At 42.8% G+C, this 16,556-nt stretch carries 18 protein-coding genes; 7 read left to right on the top strand and 11 right to left on the bottom strand.

Translation table 11 applies throughout. The annotated features are described in order from the left end of the window. Positions 1 to 65: 65 nt before the first annotated feature. From C6347_RS04040 to C6347_RS04025, 4 genes are all read right to left on the bottom strand, one after another. Entirely contained in the window at positions 66 to 422 is a 357-nt protein-coding gene (locus C6347_RS04040; protein WP_003213086.1) for an arsenate reductase family protein, read from the bottom strand. A gap of 110 nt (positions 423 to 532) precedes the next feature. Then, the gene (locus C6347_RS04035) at positions 533 to 2,314 is read right to left on the bottom strand and encodes an acyl-CoA dehydrogenase family protein (RefSeq protein WP_106071441.1); all 1,782 of its coding nucleotides are present in this window, start codon (positions 2,312 to 2,314) and stop codon (positions 533 to 535) included. Between the two features lie 14 nt (positions 2,315 to 2,328). Continuing rightward, on the bottom strand, positions 2,329 to 3,504 hold the full coding sequence (locus C6347_RS04030) for an acetyl-CoA C-acetyltransferase (RefSeq protein ID WP_106071440.1): 1,176 nt from the start codon (positions 3,502 to 3,504) through the stop codon (positions 2,329 to 2,331). Positions 3,505 to 3,516: 12 nt separating this feature from the next. Continuing rightward, the gene (locus C6347_RS04025) at positions 3,517 to 5,904 is read right to left on the bottom strand and encodes a 3-hydroxyacyl-CoA dehydrogenase/enoyl-CoA hydratase family protein (RefSeq protein ID WP_106071439.1); all 2,388 of its coding nucleotides are present in this window, start codon (positions 5,902 to 5,904) and stop codon (positions 3,517 to 3,519) included. A 199-nt stretch (positions 5,905 to 6,103) separates the two neighbouring features. On the opposite strand from C6347_RS04025, the gene C6347_RS04020 reads away from it, so the two are divergent. The 3 genes from C6347_RS04020 to C6347_RS04010 are packed head-to-tail and all read left to right on the top strand — an operon-like array spanning position 6,104 to position 6,878. Continuing rightward, positions 6,104 to 6,241 (top strand): YuzL family protein, encoded by a 138-nt coding sequence (locus C6347_RS04020; protein ID WP_003212904.1) that lies wholly within the window; start codon positions 6,104 to 6,106, stop codon positions 6,239 to 6,241. A 26-nt stretch (positions 6,242 to 6,267) separates the two neighbouring features. After that, positions 6,268 to 6,519, top strand: coding sequence for a hypothetical protein (locus C6347_RS04015; RefSeq protein WP_223249598.1), 252 nt, complete (start codon positions 6,268 to 6,270; stop codon positions 6,517 to 6,519). An 11-nt stretch (positions 6,520 to 6,530) separates the two neighbouring features. After that, complete coding sequence (locus C6347_RS04010) at positions 6,531 to 6,878, top strand: spore coat protein (protein ID WP_034659918.1); 348 nt, start codon at positions 6,531 to 6,533, stop codon at positions 6,876 to 6,878. Between the two features lie 32 nt (positions 6,879 to 6,910). Here the strand turns inward: C6347_RS04010 and C6347_RS04005 are convergent, their stop codons facing one another. The 3 genes from C6347_RS04005 to C6347_RS03995 all read right to left on the bottom strand — a co-directional run bounded on the left by C6347_RS04005 (position 6,911) and on the right by C6347_RS03995 (position 8,660). Beyond that, positions 6,911 to 7,162: a YusU family protein gene (locus tag C6347_RS04005; protein ID WP_066030425.1), complete on the bottom strand. Its 252-nt coding sequence runs from the start codon at positions 7,160 to 7,162 to the stop codon at positions 6,911 to 6,913. Between the two features lie 72 nt (positions 7,163 to 7,234). Further along, positions 7,235 to 8,065 (bottom strand): ABC transporter ATP-binding protein, encoded by an 831-nt coding sequence (locus C6347_RS04000; RefSeq protein ID WP_003213584.1) that lies wholly within the window; start codon positions 8,063 to 8,065, stop codon positions 7,235 to 7,237. Positions 8,066 to 8,213: 148 nt separating this feature from the next. Then, a complete protein-coding gene (locus C6347_RS03995) occupies positions 8,214 to 8,660 on the bottom strand; it encodes a YusW family protein (protein WP_181185436.1) in 447 nt (148 codons plus the stop codon). Positions 8,661 to 8,770: 110 nt separating this feature from the next. On the opposite strand from C6347_RS03995, the gene C6347_RS03990 reads away from it, so the two are divergent. Next, positions 8,771 to 9,616: an oxidoreductase gene (locus C6347_RS03990; RefSeq protein ID WP_060597271.1), complete on the top strand. Its 846-nt coding sequence runs from the start codon at positions 8,771 to 8,773 to the stop codon at positions 9,614 to 9,616. Between the two features lie 45 nt (positions 9,617 to 9,661). On the opposite strand, the gene C6347_RS03985 is transcribed toward C6347_RS03990, so the two are convergent. After that, on the bottom strand, positions 9,662 to 11,032 hold the full coding sequence (locus tag C6347_RS03985; protein WP_034659926.1) for a S1C family serine protease: 1,371 nt from the start codon (positions 11,030 to 11,032) through the stop codon (positions 9,662 to 9,664). Positions 11,033 to 11,368: 336 nt separating this feature from the next. Here C6347_RS03985 and C6347_RS03980 point away from each other — a divergent pair, with 336 nt between their 5' ends. Together C6347_RS03980 and C6347_RS03975 are read left to right on the top strand one after the other, a co-directional pair. Then, on the top strand, positions 11,369 to 12,046 hold the full coding sequence (locus C6347_RS03980; protein ID WP_066030424.1) for a response regulator transcription factor: 678 nt from the start codon (positions 11,369 to 11,371) through the stop codon (positions 12,044 to 12,046). Continuing rightward, positions 12,043 to 13,374, top strand: a complete 1,332-nt coding sequence (locus tag C6347_RS03975) for a sensor histidine kinase (RefSeq protein ID WP_066030423.1) — start codon at positions 12,043 to 12,045, stop codon at positions 13,372 to 13,374. Before C6347_RS03980 ends, C6347_RS03975 begins: the two co-directional genes overlap by 4 nt. Before the next feature lie 20 nt (positions 13,375 to 13,394). Here the strand turns inward: C6347_RS03975 and spxO are convergent, their stop codons facing one another. Beyond that, entirely contained in the window at positions 13,395 to 13,559 is a 165-nt protein-coding gene (spxO, locus tag C6347_RS19180; RefSeq protein ID WP_095285802.1) for an anti-adapter protein SpxO, read from the bottom strand. A 192-nt stretch (positions 13,560 to 13,751) separates the two neighbouring features. Here spxO and C6347_RS03970 point away from each other — a divergent pair, with 192 nt between their 5' ends. Next, a complete protein-coding gene (locus C6347_RS03970; protein WP_060597273.1) occupies positions 13,752 to 14,630 on the top strand; it encodes a TetR/AcrR family transcriptional regulator in 879 nt (292 codons plus the stop codon). Between the two features lie 21 nt (positions 14,631 to 14,651). Here C6347_RS03970 and C6347_RS03965 read toward each other — a convergent pair whose 3' ends face one another. Both C6347_RS03965 and fumC read right to left on the bottom strand, forming a co-directional pair. Then, the gene (locus C6347_RS03965; RefSeq protein ID WP_223251427.1) at positions 14,652 to 14,957 is read right to left on the bottom strand and encodes a hypothetical protein; all 306 of its coding nucleotides are present in this window, start codon (positions 14,955 to 14,957) and stop codon (positions 14,652 to 14,654) included. Between the two features lie 153 nt (positions 14,958 to 15,110). After that, positions 15,111 to 16,505, bottom strand: coding sequence for a class II fumarate hydratase (gene fumC, locus C6347_RS03960; RefSeq protein WP_034659931.1), 1,395 nt, complete (start codon positions 16,503 to 16,505; stop codon positions 15,111 to 15,113). Between the last annotated feature and the right edge of the window lie 51 nt (positions 16,506 to 16,556).

Genomic DNA, 16,556 nt, shown 5'->3' with positions numbered 1-16,556 from the left:
CAATACCCCTCCAGTCTTTTCTTTCAATCTATATTGAAGATACCACAATCTGAATGAAAGTTACATCATTTCCAGACGCTTTTAAATGTATCTTCATTAAATCCAACTGTGACTCGTTTACCGTCTGTTGTAATCGGGCGCTTGATCAGCATTCCGTTAGATGCGAGTAATTCTAGCTGCTCGCCTTCTGACATTGCAGGAAGTTGATCTTTCAGCTGTAGCTCTCGGTATTTCTGTCCGCTTGTATTAAAGAACTTCTTCAGCTCTAAGCCACTTTTTTCGTAAAGCGCTTTTAATGTTTCTTTATCAGGCGTCTCTTCGACGATATGTATGCTGTTGATATCTTTATTGTGTTCTTCCAGCCATTTTTTTGCTTTTCGGCATGTACCGCAAGATGGGTATTCATAAAAATCTAAAGCCACTATTTTCACCTCCTGCAAGTAGTGAGAACATTTTATCACAAAATATTTTAAAAACCTAAATGTATGCTTACAAAAAGGTGCGGAGTGATACCCGCACCTTTTCAGCCGTCTTATACGATATATTTCTCTGCTTCAAAGATTCGTTTCGCCACTTCGCGCTTTTTGGCGATGACATTGATCGGGGTGAATCTTGTCAGTTTGCGAAGAGCTGACAGACTCATGCGGAGTGCATCTCCTTCTTCCATCGCGATCAAGGATTCTTTTGCATGAGCTTCAATTTTTAAGAAGGCTTCCTGCGTGAAAATTTGTGTGTAAGCAAGCTTTTGAGTATTCTTATCTAGCCCTGATGCAGCGATTGCCTTTTCAGTACGCAGAATCGCCGATTCAGCAGCAAAAATTTCATTGACGATATCCGCTATGTTCACAAGAATCTCTTGCTCTTTGTCTAATGCTTTTCCATACTTCATCGCCGCCATTCCAGATACCATTAAGGCGATCTTTTTCGCATGGGCGAGCAAGTATTTTTCTTGATCGAGCGGCTGATCACCTGGCTCTTCCGGCATCATCATCATGAGCTCTTCCTGTAAGGTTTGCGCCTTTTGAAGCAGCGGAAGCTCTCCCTTCATCGCTTTCTTCAAGAATGTGCCTGGTACAAGCAGACGGTTGATTTCGTTAGTCCCTTCAAAAATACGGTTAATCCGCGAGTCACGATAGGCTCTTTCGACCTCGTATTCTTGCATGAATCCATATCCGCCGTGAATCTGCACGCCCTCATCCGCTATATAGTCTAAAGTTTCAGAGCCAAGTACTTTACAAAGAGAGCATTCAATCGCATATTCTGCAATGGACTGGGCAATTTGTTTGCCATCCTTTTGCTCTTCTTCACTTAATAGACCCATGCGCTGTTCAAATAATCCGACTGTGCGGTAAACAGCACTTTCCATCGCATAGAGCTTTGCCGACATGTTGGCTACTTTTTCACCAATTAAGCTAAATCGAGAAATTGGCGTTTGGAATTGCTTACGTTGGTTTGCATATTCTGCCGATAATTGAATGACACGTTTTGACGCACCAACTGTTCCGACAGCCAGCTTGTAGCGTCCGATATTCAAAATGTTAAAGGCAATGACATGACCTCTGCCAGCCTCACCTAGTAAATTCTCCTTCGGCACTTGAGCATCTTCGAGAATTAACGTTCTTGTCGATGAACCTTTAATGCCCATCTTTTTCTCTTCAGGTCCCGTTTTGACACCTGGAAAATCCTTTTCTACGATAAAAGCAGAGAAGTGTTCACCATCAATTTTCGCATATACGACAAAGACGTCGGCAAATGCGGAGTTTGTGATCCACTGTTTTCCCCCATTCAGCACATAATGAGTTCCGGCTTCATTTAAGACCGCAGTTGTCTTTGCTCCAAGGGCGTCAGAGCCTGATCCTGGCTCAGTGAGGGCGTACGCTGCAATTGTTTCTCCAGAAGCGAGTCCAGGAAGATATGTTTCCTTTTGCGCTTGATTTCCAAACAGCACGATTGGCAGAGACCCAATGCCGACATGGGCGCCATAGGAAAGCGAGAAGCTCCCTGCTCTGGAAAATTTCTCGGTAATAATGGCTGAACTGATTTTATCTAATCCGAGCCCGCCGAATTCTTCAGGCACGTCAGCTCCTAGCAGCCCAAGCTCTCCAGCCTTTTTGAGAAGCCTGACAGAATGCTCAAATTCATGGTTTTCAATTTGATCTATATATGGAACAACGTCTTGTAAAATATAATCCTCTGTTGTCTTTCCAATCATTTGATGCTCATCAGAGAAATCCTCTGGTGTAAAGATATGCTCATAATTCGTCTCATCAATTAAGAAGCTTCCACCCTTTTTTACCTCTTCCATTGCTTTCATTCTGTTTTCCCCCTTTAGATCAATTCAAAAATTCCTGCTGCTCCCATGCCCCCGCCGATACACATTGTGACGATGCCAAATTGCTCGTTTCGCCGCTTCATTTCATGAATGAGTGACAGTGTCAGTTTTGTTCCTGTACAGCCGAGCGGATGTCCTAGCGCGATTGCCCCGCCATTGACATTCACTTTCTCTTCATCAATCCCTAAATGACGAATAACTTGAATGGCCTGAGAGGCAAACGCTTCGTTTAATTCAAACAGCCCGATATCCTTCAGCTCAAGTCCAGCGATTTTCAGCGCACGCGGAATGGCTTCAATTGGACCGATTCCCATCACCTCAGGCGGTACACCGCCAACAGCAAACGCCCGAAACTTGGCGAGCGGCTGAAGGGAAAGTGAGGATGCTTTCTCACGATCCATCATCATCACACACGCAGCACCGTCACTTGTTTGTGAAGAGTTTCCTGCGGTCACCGTGCCTTTTGTCGAGAAAGCCGGACGCAAAGTAGAAAGAATCTCTTCCGTTGTCCCTGCTCTCACGCCTTCATCCTGTGAAAAGGTGAATGAATGCTCTTCTAATTGATATTGCTCTCCTACCCGCCGCTCTGTTACATCAACGGATACGATTTCATCTGAAAATTTCCCTTCCTGCAATGCTTTGGCTGCCTTTTGATGACTTCTTACCGCAAAGGCGTCCTGATCTTGACGTGTGACCTGATATTTTTGCGCCACTTGCTCTGCCGTGTGGCCCATGCTCATATAATATTCAGGCGCTTGCTCTGCCAATTGAGCATTCGGACGAATGGAATGACCCATCATCGGCACCTGTGTCATCGATTCGACTCCTCCGGCTAAGATCGTTTCTGCCTGGCCGAGCATAATCCGTTCACCCGCATAAGCGATTGACTGAAGACCAGATGAGCAGTAGCGGTTGATGGTGATGGCAGGTACTGTATACGGAAGCCCTGCTAACGCCCCAATATTCCGAGCCACATTTAACCCCTGCTCTGCTTCTGGTGTTGCACACCCGATGATCAAATCATCTATCTGTCCGTCGTAATTACCGGCACGCTTTAATGTTTCTTTTACACACAATGCGCCCATATCATCAGGCCGAACATGTTTTAACGATCCTTTTTTCGCCTTCCCTACTGGTGTTCTCGCGCCAGCGACAATGACTGCTTCTCTCATTTTGACTCCCCCTTAGTTACGTAAAGGTTTTCCTTTGACGAGCATGTGCTGCATGCGTGCTTGTGATTTCACTTCTCCTACAAGACTTAAAAACGCTTCCCTTTCAAGCTCTAATAAGTATTGCTCCTCTACCTCTGTTCCAAATGGCAGTTTTCCGCCGGAAATGACATGAGCTAATTTTTTGACAATGGTCATGTCATGCTCTGAAATGTATCCAGACAGTCTCATATTTTCAGCAGCCAATATCATTGCTGCATAGCCTGTTTCTCCCATGACGGGCACCTTCTGCTTGAGCGGTGCACGATAACCCGCTTCATCAAGAGAGAGCACCAGTTGTTTCGCATCATAGATCAGGTGGTCCCCGTTCATACTGATTCGGTCACTCACGCGGAGCATGTTCATATCCCGCGCTTCCTCAGCCGAAGTAGATACTTTAGCCATTGCTATCGTTTCAAATGTTTTCAGCGTGGCATCTTGTATAGCGGTCTGTGTCGGCTTAGCTGACCCTTGCAGATGGCGAAGGTATAATTCTTTGTTTCCACCACCGCCCGGAATCAGTCCAACTCCAGCCTCGACAAGACCCATGTATGATTCGCTAGACGCTTGAATAGCTGCTGCCGGCAGACAAACCTCTGTTCCGCCTCCGAGTGTCATGCCAAACGGTGCAGCAACGACTGGACGGTCGCTATATTTCACCTTCATCATTGCCTGCTGGAAGCGGCGGATCACAAAGTCAATTTCAAAGAAATTATCGTCCTGAGCTTCCATTAAAATCAGAGCAAGATTGGCACCAACACAGAAGTTCTTCCCTTGGTTTCCGATGACAAGCCCTCTATAATTCTGTTCCACCTCATCGACAGCGCGATTGATCATGTCAATGACATCTAGTCCAATGGCATTGCTTTTGGAGTGAAATTCGAGCAAGGCGACATCATCACCGATATCAATTAAGCTCGCACCAGAATTTTTAAAAATCACGCCCTGCTTCTTTTTCAATCTCGCTAAGGAAATATTCTTTTCGTTTCCTTTTTCCTGTTCATAAGTCCCATTATGATAAAACGCACGCTCTCCATCAGCATTCTCTTGATAGAATGTATCGTGTCCTTCTGCCAGCATGTCTTGCACCCACTGCGGGATGGTGTGACCTTCTGCTTCCATGCGCTCGGCTGCTTTTTTCACACCGATTGCATCCCACAGCTCAAATGGACCGTGCTGCCAGCCAAATCCCCATTTCATTGCGTTATCGATCGACTGAATATCATCCGCAATTTCGCCTTTTAACTGAGCTGAATAAAGGAGCACAGGTGCCGTCATGTTCCAAAGCAATTGTCCTGCACGGCCATCTTGATAAATAAGCGCTTTCAATTTCGCTTTCGTCCCTTTTTGCTGCTTCGCCATCTCAATGCCTGGATCTTTAAGCTTCGTTCGTTCTCCATACGTGAGCGTCACAGGATCAAGTTCTAAAATGGCCTTTCCATTTTTTTGATAAAATCCTTGCCCTGCCTTGCTGCCAATCCATCCTTTTTCAAGCATTGTTTCAATAAACTCAGGCAGCTGGAAAATATCTTTTTCCTTTCCTTCTACTTGGTCATATACGTTGCGAGCTACATGGGAAAACGTGTCGAGCCCTACGACATCAAGTGTACGGAAGGTCGCACTTTTCGGTCTTCCAATGAGGGGTCCTGTGACCGAATCCACCTCTCCAATGGTGTATTTGTTTTCAAGCATTTCACGCACTGTCACAAGGAGTCCATAAGTACCAATACGATTGGCAATAAAGTTCGGCGTATCTTTCGCTTCAACGACGCCTTTACCAAGTACATCCTCGCCAAACGTTTTCATAAATTGGAGTACTTCTGGATCTGTTTCTTGAATAGGAATGATTTCTAAAAGCTTTAAATAACGGGCTGGGTTAAAAAAGTGTGTGCCTAAAAAGTGGCGTTTAAAATCATCTGATCGGCCTTCTGCCATTTTTTCAACCGAAATACCGGATGTGTTACTTGATACGATGCTGCCTTCTTTGCGGTGTTCGTCGATGAGAGAGAATACGTGTTGTTTGATGCTGAGTTTTTCAGTGACGACTTCAATGATCCAGTCAGCATCATGTAATAAGGAAAGGTGATCTGTGAGATTTCCCGGTGTGATGTATGATAGGTTTTTTGCTGATGTAAGAGGTGCTGGCTTTTGCTTTAACAATTTTTTCATCGCTTCTTGACTTAATCTATTCCGAACACTAGGGTGATCAAGCGTTCTCTTTTTCGCCGTTTCTTCCTTTGTCAGTTCGTTTGGCACAATATCTAGCAATGTTACTGGTATCCCGATATTGGCTAGATGCGCAGCAATGCCTGAGCCCATGACACCTGAACCAATGACAGCCGCCTTGCGAATATGTTTGCCCATAAATATCCCCCTAAACATTTTGAATGAACAGTCATTCATTTTTTGTCCAAAAAAAAGCAATGCCTCTTTCTTTATCTTAAAAGATTTTCCGAAACAGTTCAAGAGCGGATTTCAAAAATTTACACATTCTGATGTGCCTTACTTTGCGGCGTATGAATTAAAGATGAGAGGGCATTGTAAGAATGGAGGTGATGTCCACATGTCTCGTTTGAAGAAAAACCCATCGAAAGCAGGCGTAAGTGCTGCAAGTGTAAAAGGAAACGCAGGTCCATCACAGGAAGCAGACCTAGGCGGTAAAAAGACCAGTCAAAATCAGCAATATAAAAAGAATCAGTAAGGAAACAAAATCGTAAGGAGGAACACATCTTGAACAATCAGCAAATGAATATGCCCCCGCAAGTCATTTCAGTGAAAGATTCCTTGTACTTAGAGGATATGCTGAATTGGAACTTGATCGCTATGAAAAAGGCTCACTTTATGGCCGAGCACTGCCAAGACCAGACGTTGAAACAAGAATTAAATCAAGTGGGCCAAATGCATCATCAGCATTACACACAAATTCTTCAGCATTTAGGCAGCTCAGGGCAAGGCCAGTCTACTGGCTTTATGCAATAGGAGGAAAAAACATGGAACAACAAAACCAACAAAAAATCGGGAATCCACAAACTCCGGTTCCCACGACAACAAACATGAATGATCGTGATTTTGTCACAGACCTTTTGTCGACTGAAAAATATATGACAAGCGGTTACAACACAGCGCTCAATGAATTCAGTCATGAATCTCTTTACCAGGATATTCAGCGAATTGCGCTGGAAACTCAGAAAACACAAAGACATTTATATGATGTCATGTTCCGATATGGCTGGTATTCTGTTGAAGCCGCTGAACAGCAAAAGCTCCAGCAGGCACACCAGAAATTCCAGCAAACACTGACAGATCAATCTCCATACGGACCATCACAGATGTCATAAAGAAAAACTGCCAGTGTAGTGCTGGCAGTTTTTTAACGGTCTTGATTGGCTCGATGAGCTTCGTTCATTTGTTTGATCCGCTGAATTGTTTCTTTGATTTCTTCCTTCGCCTCTGGATACGTTTCATTAAAGTGCTTTGCTAGAGGCGGCATGCTTTTTGCAATATGAGAATAGATCACCCACTGTTTCACATCTTGTTTCAGTGCGTCTGTTGATTCACCAAGCAGCAGCTCTGTATATTTATCAAGCAAGCCCTCAAGCTTTTCATCTAATTCATTTCCCATTGAGTTTCCGCTCCCTTTTTAAGAAAAAAGCCTGACTCTGTGCGTAACAGATGTCAGGCTTTTGACATACGATTATCTTGCAGCAAGAAATGTCTCCGCTTGCGCTTGCTGTACAATACAGCGTCCTCTACCGTGCGGAATGCATAATGGTGTTCCAAATAAAGGATCTGTCGTCACTTGGCAGTTCATATCAAAGACATTTTTCACAAGATCACAATTAATGACTGTTTCTGGTCTTCCTTCTGCATAAATCGTCTTGTCTTTAATCGCCACAAGGTGATGAGCATATCTGCATGCGAGATTCAGGTCATGAAGAACCATGACAATCGTGCGCTGCTCTTTTTCATTTAAGTCAAACAGAAGGTCTAGAATTTCAATTTGATGCGTCATGTCTAAATACGTCGTCGGCTCATCTAACAAGATAATATCCGTCTCCTGTGCTAACGTCATCGCAATCCATGCACGCTGCCTTTGTCCACCTGATAATGAATCGACTGTTCGATCAGCGAGGTCTTCCATCTTTGTTGACTTCAGTGCGCGATTCACCGCTTCCTCGTCTTGCTTCGACCACTGCTTCAGCCAATTTTGATAAGGATATCTGCCTTGTTTCACTAATTGATGCACGGTTAATCCTTCTGGCGCTTCTGGTCCTTGCGGAAGAATGGCGAGCTGTTTCGCTACTTCCTTTGTTGGTAATTTGGCAATGGAATGACCTTCAAGCAGGACAGAACCACCCATTGGCTTCATGAGACGGGCCAAAGAGCGAAGTAGCGTGGATTTACCGCATCCATTGCTGCCAATAAATACTGTGATTTCACCCTTAGGGATTGATACATTTAGTTCATCTATGATCATTGTTTCTCCGTAGCCTAAGCTTAAACCTTCAGTAGAAATGGCACTCATTCCGCTCAAACGCTCCTTTTCTCATGCAAATTTTTTATATGAAATATCGTCTATGTATAGACGGAAAAGATCACTTATCTCAATTTAGTGTATCAGATTTAAGTGATCTTGAAAATCATTTTCAATTAAAAAATGAGAAAGTCTCGTTTTACTTCTTCTTTTGGAATGTACGTTTGGTCCCATCTTCAAGCTTAATATCGACCTGAATCCGCTGATAATCATCGTCTAGATTAAAAGCGGCTAATAGCTCATTTACATACGCATCATTGAGCTTCTCACTAGGAATAGACATATCATTTAGCTTCATCTTCATCTCGCGTAATGCTTCTTCACCTTCATAGCGGACACCGTTCATATGATCACGGATAAGTGCTTCTTCTTTGCCTTTCGCCTGACGATAGGTGGCTTCGTATAATTCGCTTTTCTGCCCGTATTGAACATGCAGGTGGAGATGCTCAAATGGAAGTTCCTTCATTTGAACCGCTGAGAGACTCTCTGCTTCTGCTTCCTTTGTTTGTTGCAGCGGTTCGATTGATTGGCAGCCAGACAGCATAAAAAGCAGCACTCCTATTTGTCCCGCCTTCTTCCAACACATCATGTGCTTCCTCCTATTTCTTATCATCGCTTTTTATTCTTCTCCATCCTGCTTTTCGTTATTCAATAAAACAGCGGACTATGGTAGATTGAAACAAAAAGGAGAACGAGATGATGAAAAGAACAGCCATTGTAACTGGTGCCAATAGCGGCTTCGGCAAGCTCATCACGATAGGTCTCGCCAAGCAAGGCTATACAGTGATTGCAGGGGTCAGGCAGGAAGCCAATGCAAAAAAGCTTGCCGAAGAGATCAAGCAAGCCTCTTTATCCGAAGCGATACATATTGAAGCATTAGATGTGACAGATACGCAGTCGATTCAAGCATTTCAGAAAAAGCTACATGCTTACGCCCCCATAACCTTGCTTGTCAACAATGCGGGAACAGCCTATGCGGGTTTTGCTGAAGAAGTTCCTGTTGACACGTACCGCCAGCAATTTGATGTAAACGTCTTCGGAGTCATGGAAGTGACACAAGCCGTCCTTCCGTTTATGACAAATGGTGCAAAGATATTCAATATGAGCAGCATCAGCGGATTAATGGGAATGCCCGCGCTTTCTCCATATGTATCCTCCAAGTTTGCTTTGGAGGGCTATACAGAGAGCTTGCGCATTGAACTGGCCTCGTTCGGTATACAGGCAGCCTTGATCGAGCCAGGCTCTTTCCAAACAAATATTTGGAACACGTCTATGAACGAGCACATGTTGCAGCCAGGGGAAGGATCGAAATACACAAGCATCTATCAAAAGATGATGGTTTATATCAATGCCCAGAAAACCAACTACGGTGACCCGCGTGAAGTCGCAGAGCTTGTGATTCGATTAGCCGAGAAGAAACGGCTGAAAAAGTTGAGATATCCGATTGGGAAAGGGGTGCGACTTTCATTCACAGCAAAGCAGCTCTTGCCTTGGAGCATGTGGGAAAAGATCATATTACGTACACTCTCTTCAAAAAAATAAGCATAAAAAAACAGGTAGACCTTTAACGTCCACCTGTTTTTTCATTTATTCGGTTTCAGACTGTCCAAGGGTAATGTCTAGATTTTTATTTTTCCCTTCACGAATGACAGTCATTGTCGTTTTATCGCCGACTTTTGTTTCTTTGTACAAAATTTCTTTCAGCTGAGAGCTGTTTGCCACGTTTTTCCCTTTGAATTTGATGATGACATCTCCAGATTTCAAGCCTGCTTTTTGTGCAGGTGATCCTTTTGATACATCTTTTACATAAATCCCTTTGCCGATTTGTTTATCAAATAAGCCGAGCGTATTTTCTTGATACGTTTCAGGCACTTGCTCAAGGTCAATCATTTGTACGCCAAGGTAAGGACGTTCAACCTTTCCATTTTTCAACAGCTCATCTACAATCGGTTTGACATCGTTACTTGGAATCGCAAAGCCAAGTGATTCCACACCGCTTTCGCTAATTTTTAAACTGTTGATGCCAATCACTTGACCATCTGTATTGATAAGCGGTCCCCCGCTGTTCCCGGGGTTAATCGCTGCATCTGTTTGCAGTACATTCATTTCCACCGTACCAGATGATGTGTTCGCTTCAACTGTACGATCAAGACCACTAATAATCCCTTCTGTCACAGTACCAGAGAACTGTGCACCGAGCGGGTTCCCAATTGCGATCACTTTGTCTCCAGCACGGAGCTTAGAAGAATCACCAAAGCTCGCCACTTTATCAATGCCGTCTGCATTGATTTCAACAACAGCTAAATCTGTCATCACATCATTGCCGACCAGCTTTGCGTCTTTTGTTTTCCCATCATAAAGTGTGACCTTCAGTTTATTGGCACCCTCGACTACGTGGTTATTTGTAATAATGTACGCTTTTTTGCCATCTTTTTTAAAGACGACACCAGAACCCGTTCCAGCTTCAGCTTCTGTTGAGTCACCGCTAAGGCCAAACGAATTTTGTGTAGATTGATAGTTTGAGACTCCTACAATGGTTGGCTCTAAATCTTCTACCATATCAGCGACATTCGTGGCATTGGTGATTTGTTTTGTTGAGAAATTATCAGAAGCTGCCGGCTCACTTGAAGCTGTTTGCGTTTGTGTGTTTGCAGCTGTGTCCTGTGACTGCGGCAAAAGCGGTGTAATGCCAAGCACAAGGCCTCCGCCAATAATCCCTCCAAGGATCGGACTGAGCCATGCCGCTTTCCGCTTTTTCTCCTTTTTCGACGCACGGTCATCCTCCATTTGAGGAGAATGGTTTGTCACACTCTCCTGAGTGGCAGATGCTTCGTTTTCATGAGGTTGATAAACGAGTTCCTTTTCTTTTTCTGGTTCGTCTATTTGTTTCTCATTCTCTTGATGCACATCTTCTTGATGATTCATCTTCTTCTCTTCATCTTCTCTTCGGAAATCCATCGCTTGCACTCCTTTACATCGTGTTCATGACTTGCTTGATTCATATGTTTAGATAGGACTCATGTCCTCTTAATGGCAATATCATTGAAGATACTTCATGACAATATGTCAAATTATATAATACTTATTGATAGAAAAAAAGCAAGGTGCGCACATTCGTGAAAAGCACCTATTGATCTACCTTTTGTCTATGCCCTTTTTTCCCTTGAGCTTATCATAAACAAACATTATGGGATAATGATGAGAAGAATATGTGAAATTGTGAAAAAAGCATGTGATTGTTGACATGCCGCCTTTGTATCCCGTTATAATGACGTTGAGAGGATGTGGAAGACTTTGTCGTACACCATTTATTTAGTGGAAGATGAACAAAACTTAAACGAACTTTTAACCAAATATTTAGAAAGTGAAAATTGGAATGTCTCCTCTTTTTTAACCGGAGAAGCGGCACGCCGGGCAATGAACAAGCCGCCGCATCTATGGATTTTAGATATCATGCTGCCTGATACAGATGGCTACACACTCATTAAAGAAATCAAAGCCGCATCACCTGACGTACCGGTCATTTTCATTTCGGCACGCGATGCAGATATCGACCGTGTCCTCGGCTTAGAGCTGGGAAGCAGTGATTATATTGCGAAGCCATTTCTTCCGCGCGAGCTGATCATTCGGGTGCAAAAGCTGCTTGAGCTTGTGTACAAAAATAGCGATACTCCGCAGCAGAAAAGCGTCACACCCGTCTCCTCCTATGTCATTCATGAGGATGTAAGAGAGGTGTATGAAGGAGATCAGCTGATTAACTTAACTTCTAAGGAATTTGACTTGCTGCTTTTATTTACACATCATCAGGGACATGCTTTTTCTCGTGAAGATATCCTCGTCAAAATTTGGGGACACGATTACTTCGGAACAGATCGTGTGGTCGATGACCTTGTCAGACGGCTACGCAAAAAAATGCCCGACTTAAAGGTCGAGACCATCTATGGATTTGGCTATAGGATGCTAAAAGGATGAAGAACAAACCGCTCGCTTTTCAAATTTGGGTCGTCATCTCTGGTATTTTGCTCACGATCTCGATTGTCCTGATCATCCTATTTTCCAATACATTACGAAACTTTTTCACGAATGAAATTTATAAAAATATAGAAAATGAACAGCAGGTGCTCACAGAATATCCGTTGAACCGAGACGGCTCGCCAAAGTCGACACCGGAAAACCGCTCGGTGCAGCACATTCTGATTCCGTCAGATGAATTAAACCAAATGGCGCAGTTTTTCCCGCACGCCTTTATTGAGAAAATCCAAGCCTTTGTGAAAAAACAAAAAAGCGCAACGAAACGCTATTCTGAAGAGGTAAATGGCCAGCACATCTTTTTTGTCATCAAAAAAGTATCAACAGACAATACACAATATATTCTTCTGTCCTATGCACCAGACTCTTATCGAGACGACCTGTCCTTTACGCTGTTTAAACAGCTGATATTTATCCTGGGCACCGTTATTTTATTAAGCTGGATTCCATCGATTTGGCTTGCCCGCTACTTATCCCGTCCAATCGTTGCGTTTGAAAAGCACGTGAAGCGGATTGCGCAAGAGGACTGGGACGACCCTGTCATCGTTGACCGGCAAGATGAGATCGGGAAGCTTGGTCATACCATTGAAGAAATGAGACAAAAGCTCATTCAAAAGGATGAAACAGAACGGACTCTTTTGCAAAATATATCACATGACTTAAAGACACCTGTCATGGTCATCCGCGGCTATACGCAGTCGATTAAAGATGGTATTTTTCCTAAGGGAGATCTTGAACAAACGGTGGAAGTCATTGAAGGTGAAGCGGAAAAACTTGAGAAGAAAATCAAGGATTTGCTGTACTTAACAAAGCTTGATTATTTATCAAAACAACACCCCGCACATGCTTCCTTCCTACTCAGTAATACGATGCTGGAAGTGGTCGACCGAATACGCTGGTCGAAAAATGAATTGCAGTGGAACGTGGACTTAGATGATGAGGCTGCTCTTGAAGGCGATCCAGAACAATGGAGCAAATTATTTGAGAATGTACTAGAAAATCAACTCCGCTACGCAAAAAGTAAAATTGATATCCAAATGAAACAGGAAGAGGATCAAATATGCATTGTCATTCGTAATGACGGTCCTCACATTGAAGAACATATGCTATCCAACCTATACGAACCTTTTAGTAAGGGAAAAAAGGGCGAATTCGGTATTGGATTAAGCATTGTCAAAAAAATTCTCTCCATGCATCAAGCGTCTATATCAATTGAAAATGATGATCTAGGTGTACGTTATACGATCACGGTTCCAAAGAAGAGACTGTAGGTTTTTGACCGCAGTCTTTTTTAGATGAATGAATACCCATTGAAATCACGGTATGTGGCTTTGATTTTCTTGCCAGCTTGATACATCCATTTCTTTTCAATGGTTGTCTCTTTCGGCATTTTGACTTTTTCTACTTGTATTCCTTTTGTTCGCAAGCGTCTCATCATATCATCGATTTCTCTCATGGAACATCATCCTTTCACATTTTTTGACCAGTTGGTCACCTTACTTTATAATATAAAGAATTACACTGTAAAAAACAAGTTACAATCTGATTATTTTTTGAAAACTTTCGTCGTTTATGACCGATAAGTCACATCTCTTTGCGCACGTTTCCTAAGACATTTGTCTCTCGGTAAGAAAGGATGACATTCATATTGAAAAAGAAAGAAAAAATGATCATTGAGGCCGGCATGAAATTGTTTGCCAGCAAAGGCTACAATACAACGTCTGTTCAGGAAATTGCGGATGAATGCCACATGTCAAAGGGTGCTTTTTATCTTTATTTTAAATCAAAGGAAGCACTGCTCATTTCAATCTTGCATTACTATTATGATAAGGTATTTACCCGGATTCACGAGGTTCAAACAGAGGGCGGCACACCAAAGGAAGCCTACCGAAAGCAGCTCACTGTCTACTACGATAATATTTTACAGCAAAAGGATTTTATTAAAATGCAGCTGAGCGATCGAGCACTGCCAATGAATGAAGAAACGCAGCTGCTCGCAAAACAAATCAGACTTGCCACCATTCAGCTTCACATTGATAACATTAAGCAGGTATATGGAGATGCAGCGATTCCTTATATGGCTGATCTTTGTTTGACGATTGAGGGCATGAGCCACGTTTATTTCGAGCTTGCGATTTTATATGATTTTCAGCTGGAGGCTGAGGAGCTAGCTGCAACGATGATTCACCGTATCGATGATTTGATGGGCGGTATGATGGAGCGAAATGATTTTCCGCTCATCTCTGTAGATCAAGCGAGCGATTGGTTTGGTCCTATTTACGAACGGTCATTCGACCCGCTGACAGAATCTCTTTTAAAAGAATTAAGAGAGCAGGCTGAAGCACACTATGAAGTGAAAGATGAGCCAGATTTATTTGAAGCGCTTGGCATTTTAGAAATTGAATTAAACAAACAAAAACCAAGACAAGTCATCGTAAAAGGCATGCTGTATCAATTAAAATTATACGCACCGCTCCAAACCAACTCTGAATCACTTTTGCGTATTTTGAAAGAGGATCATTTGTAGAACCCAGGGCAGTCCCTGGGTTTATTGTTGTGATAAAAAATCAAAATCTTTATATGTCAGTTCAGGAAGTTTGTTAGCTTGGACTCTTTTTAGCAAGTCATCTACATATCTTTGAACAGCAAGCATGTCACAAGGAAAATCAAATTCAAATTCTTCCTCTACCGACAGTGTGACCATACAATACGAACAGGTTGGTTTAAAGCCAAGCATATCGTCATTGAAACTTAAAACATCTTCATACGACTCTTCTGATAGCTCAAAATGAGAAATCAACAATATATCAATATGATTCCCACCTTCAGGTCGTCTTTGATCAATATATAACAAAAAGGCTGACTCCTCCGTCCCCTGCGACATTACTTGAAAAAATTCTACATCACTTGTCCGCAACCATCTAATAAACCTTGTCTTTAACGTTCTCACAATTATTCTCCTCAATATTTTCCCATATAAAAACCAGGGGCTGCTGCCCCTGGTTTCTTATTTTGCTTTCGGTGTCACCATTTCTTCTGGTTTCACAAACTCTTCAAACTGCTCTTCTGTTAAGAGCTCTAATTGAAGTGCTGCTTCTTTTAATGTTAAACCTTCTTTGTGAGCAAGCTTTGCAATTTTCGCTGCATTTTCATATCCGATGTGCGGGTTGAGTGCCGTCACAAGCATCAATGAATTGTTCAAGTTTTTCTCGATTGTTTCTAGGTTTGGTTCAATTCCAACTGCACACTTGTCATGGAATGAGTTCATGCCGTCAGCAAGTAATTCAACTGATTGTAAGAAGTTATAAATGATGACCGGCTTAAATACGTTCAGCTCAAAGTTTCCTTGGCTAGCGGCAAAACCGATTGTTGCATCATTCCCCATGATTTGTGCTGCAATCATTGTTAAAGCTTCACTTTGAGTTGGGTTGACTTTACCTGGCATAATTGAGCTTCCTGGTTCATTTTCAGGAATGATCAATTCACCAATTCCGCAGCGCGGACCACTTGCTAGCCATCTCACATCATTGGCAATTTTCATTAAATCAGCTGCAAGTGCTTTTAGGGCACCGTGTGCATACGTAATTTCATCATGGCTTGTCAGCGCATGGAATTTGTTTGGTGAAGAATTGAATGTTTGACCTGTCAGTTGGCTGATTTCCTCAGCGACATATTGTCCGAACTCAGGATGTGCGTTAATCCCTGTACCAACAGCTGTTCCGCCAATCGCAAGCTCTCTCATTTTTTCAGTTGATTCTAGGATCATTTCTTTTGAACGATCCAGCATGTACACCCAGCCGCTAATCTCTTGACCTACTGTCAGTGGTGTTGCGTCTTGCAAGTGCGTACGGCCGATTTTAACAATCTCTTGATACGCTTTTGCTTTCTCATCAAGAGTGGCTCTTAATTGATCAATCGCCGGCAATAATTTTTTATACACAGCTAAAACAGCTGCCACGTGCATAGCAGTTGGGAATGTGTCGTTTGAGCTTTGGCTGCGGTTGACATCATCATTCGGATGAATGCTGAACTCACTATTTTTATCTTTCAAGTAAGCAGTTGCTCTATTTGCAACAACTTCGTTCATATTCATGTTACTTTGTGTTCCACTGCCTGTCTGCCATACAACAAGCGGGAAATGCTCGTCATACTTTCCGCTGATGATGTCATCACATACAGCAGCAATTGCTTCTGCTTTTTCGCTCTCAAGGTTGCCAAGACGTTCGTTGGCAATCGCTGTGCTACGTTTCAAAATTGCAAACGCATTCACAACTTCCTTTGGCATTTTCTCAGAACCGATTTTGAAATTTTCTTTGCTTCGTTGTGTTTGTGCACCCCAGAACTTGTCCTTTGGCACCTTGATTTCGCCCATTGTATCTTTTTCGATTCTAAATTCCGTCATTATGTATCCCTCCATAGCTTCTCATCACTCAACTCTATTCTATACAAAAAA

Origin of the sequence: Bacillus sp. NMTD17 (assembly GCF_002998735.1) — a bacterium.
GTDB lineage: Bacteria > Bacillota > Bacilli > Bacillales > Bacillaceae > Bacillus.
The sequence above is the reverse complement of the archived record's forward strand: the minus strand, read 5'-3'. Positions and strand labels throughout refer to the sequence as shown.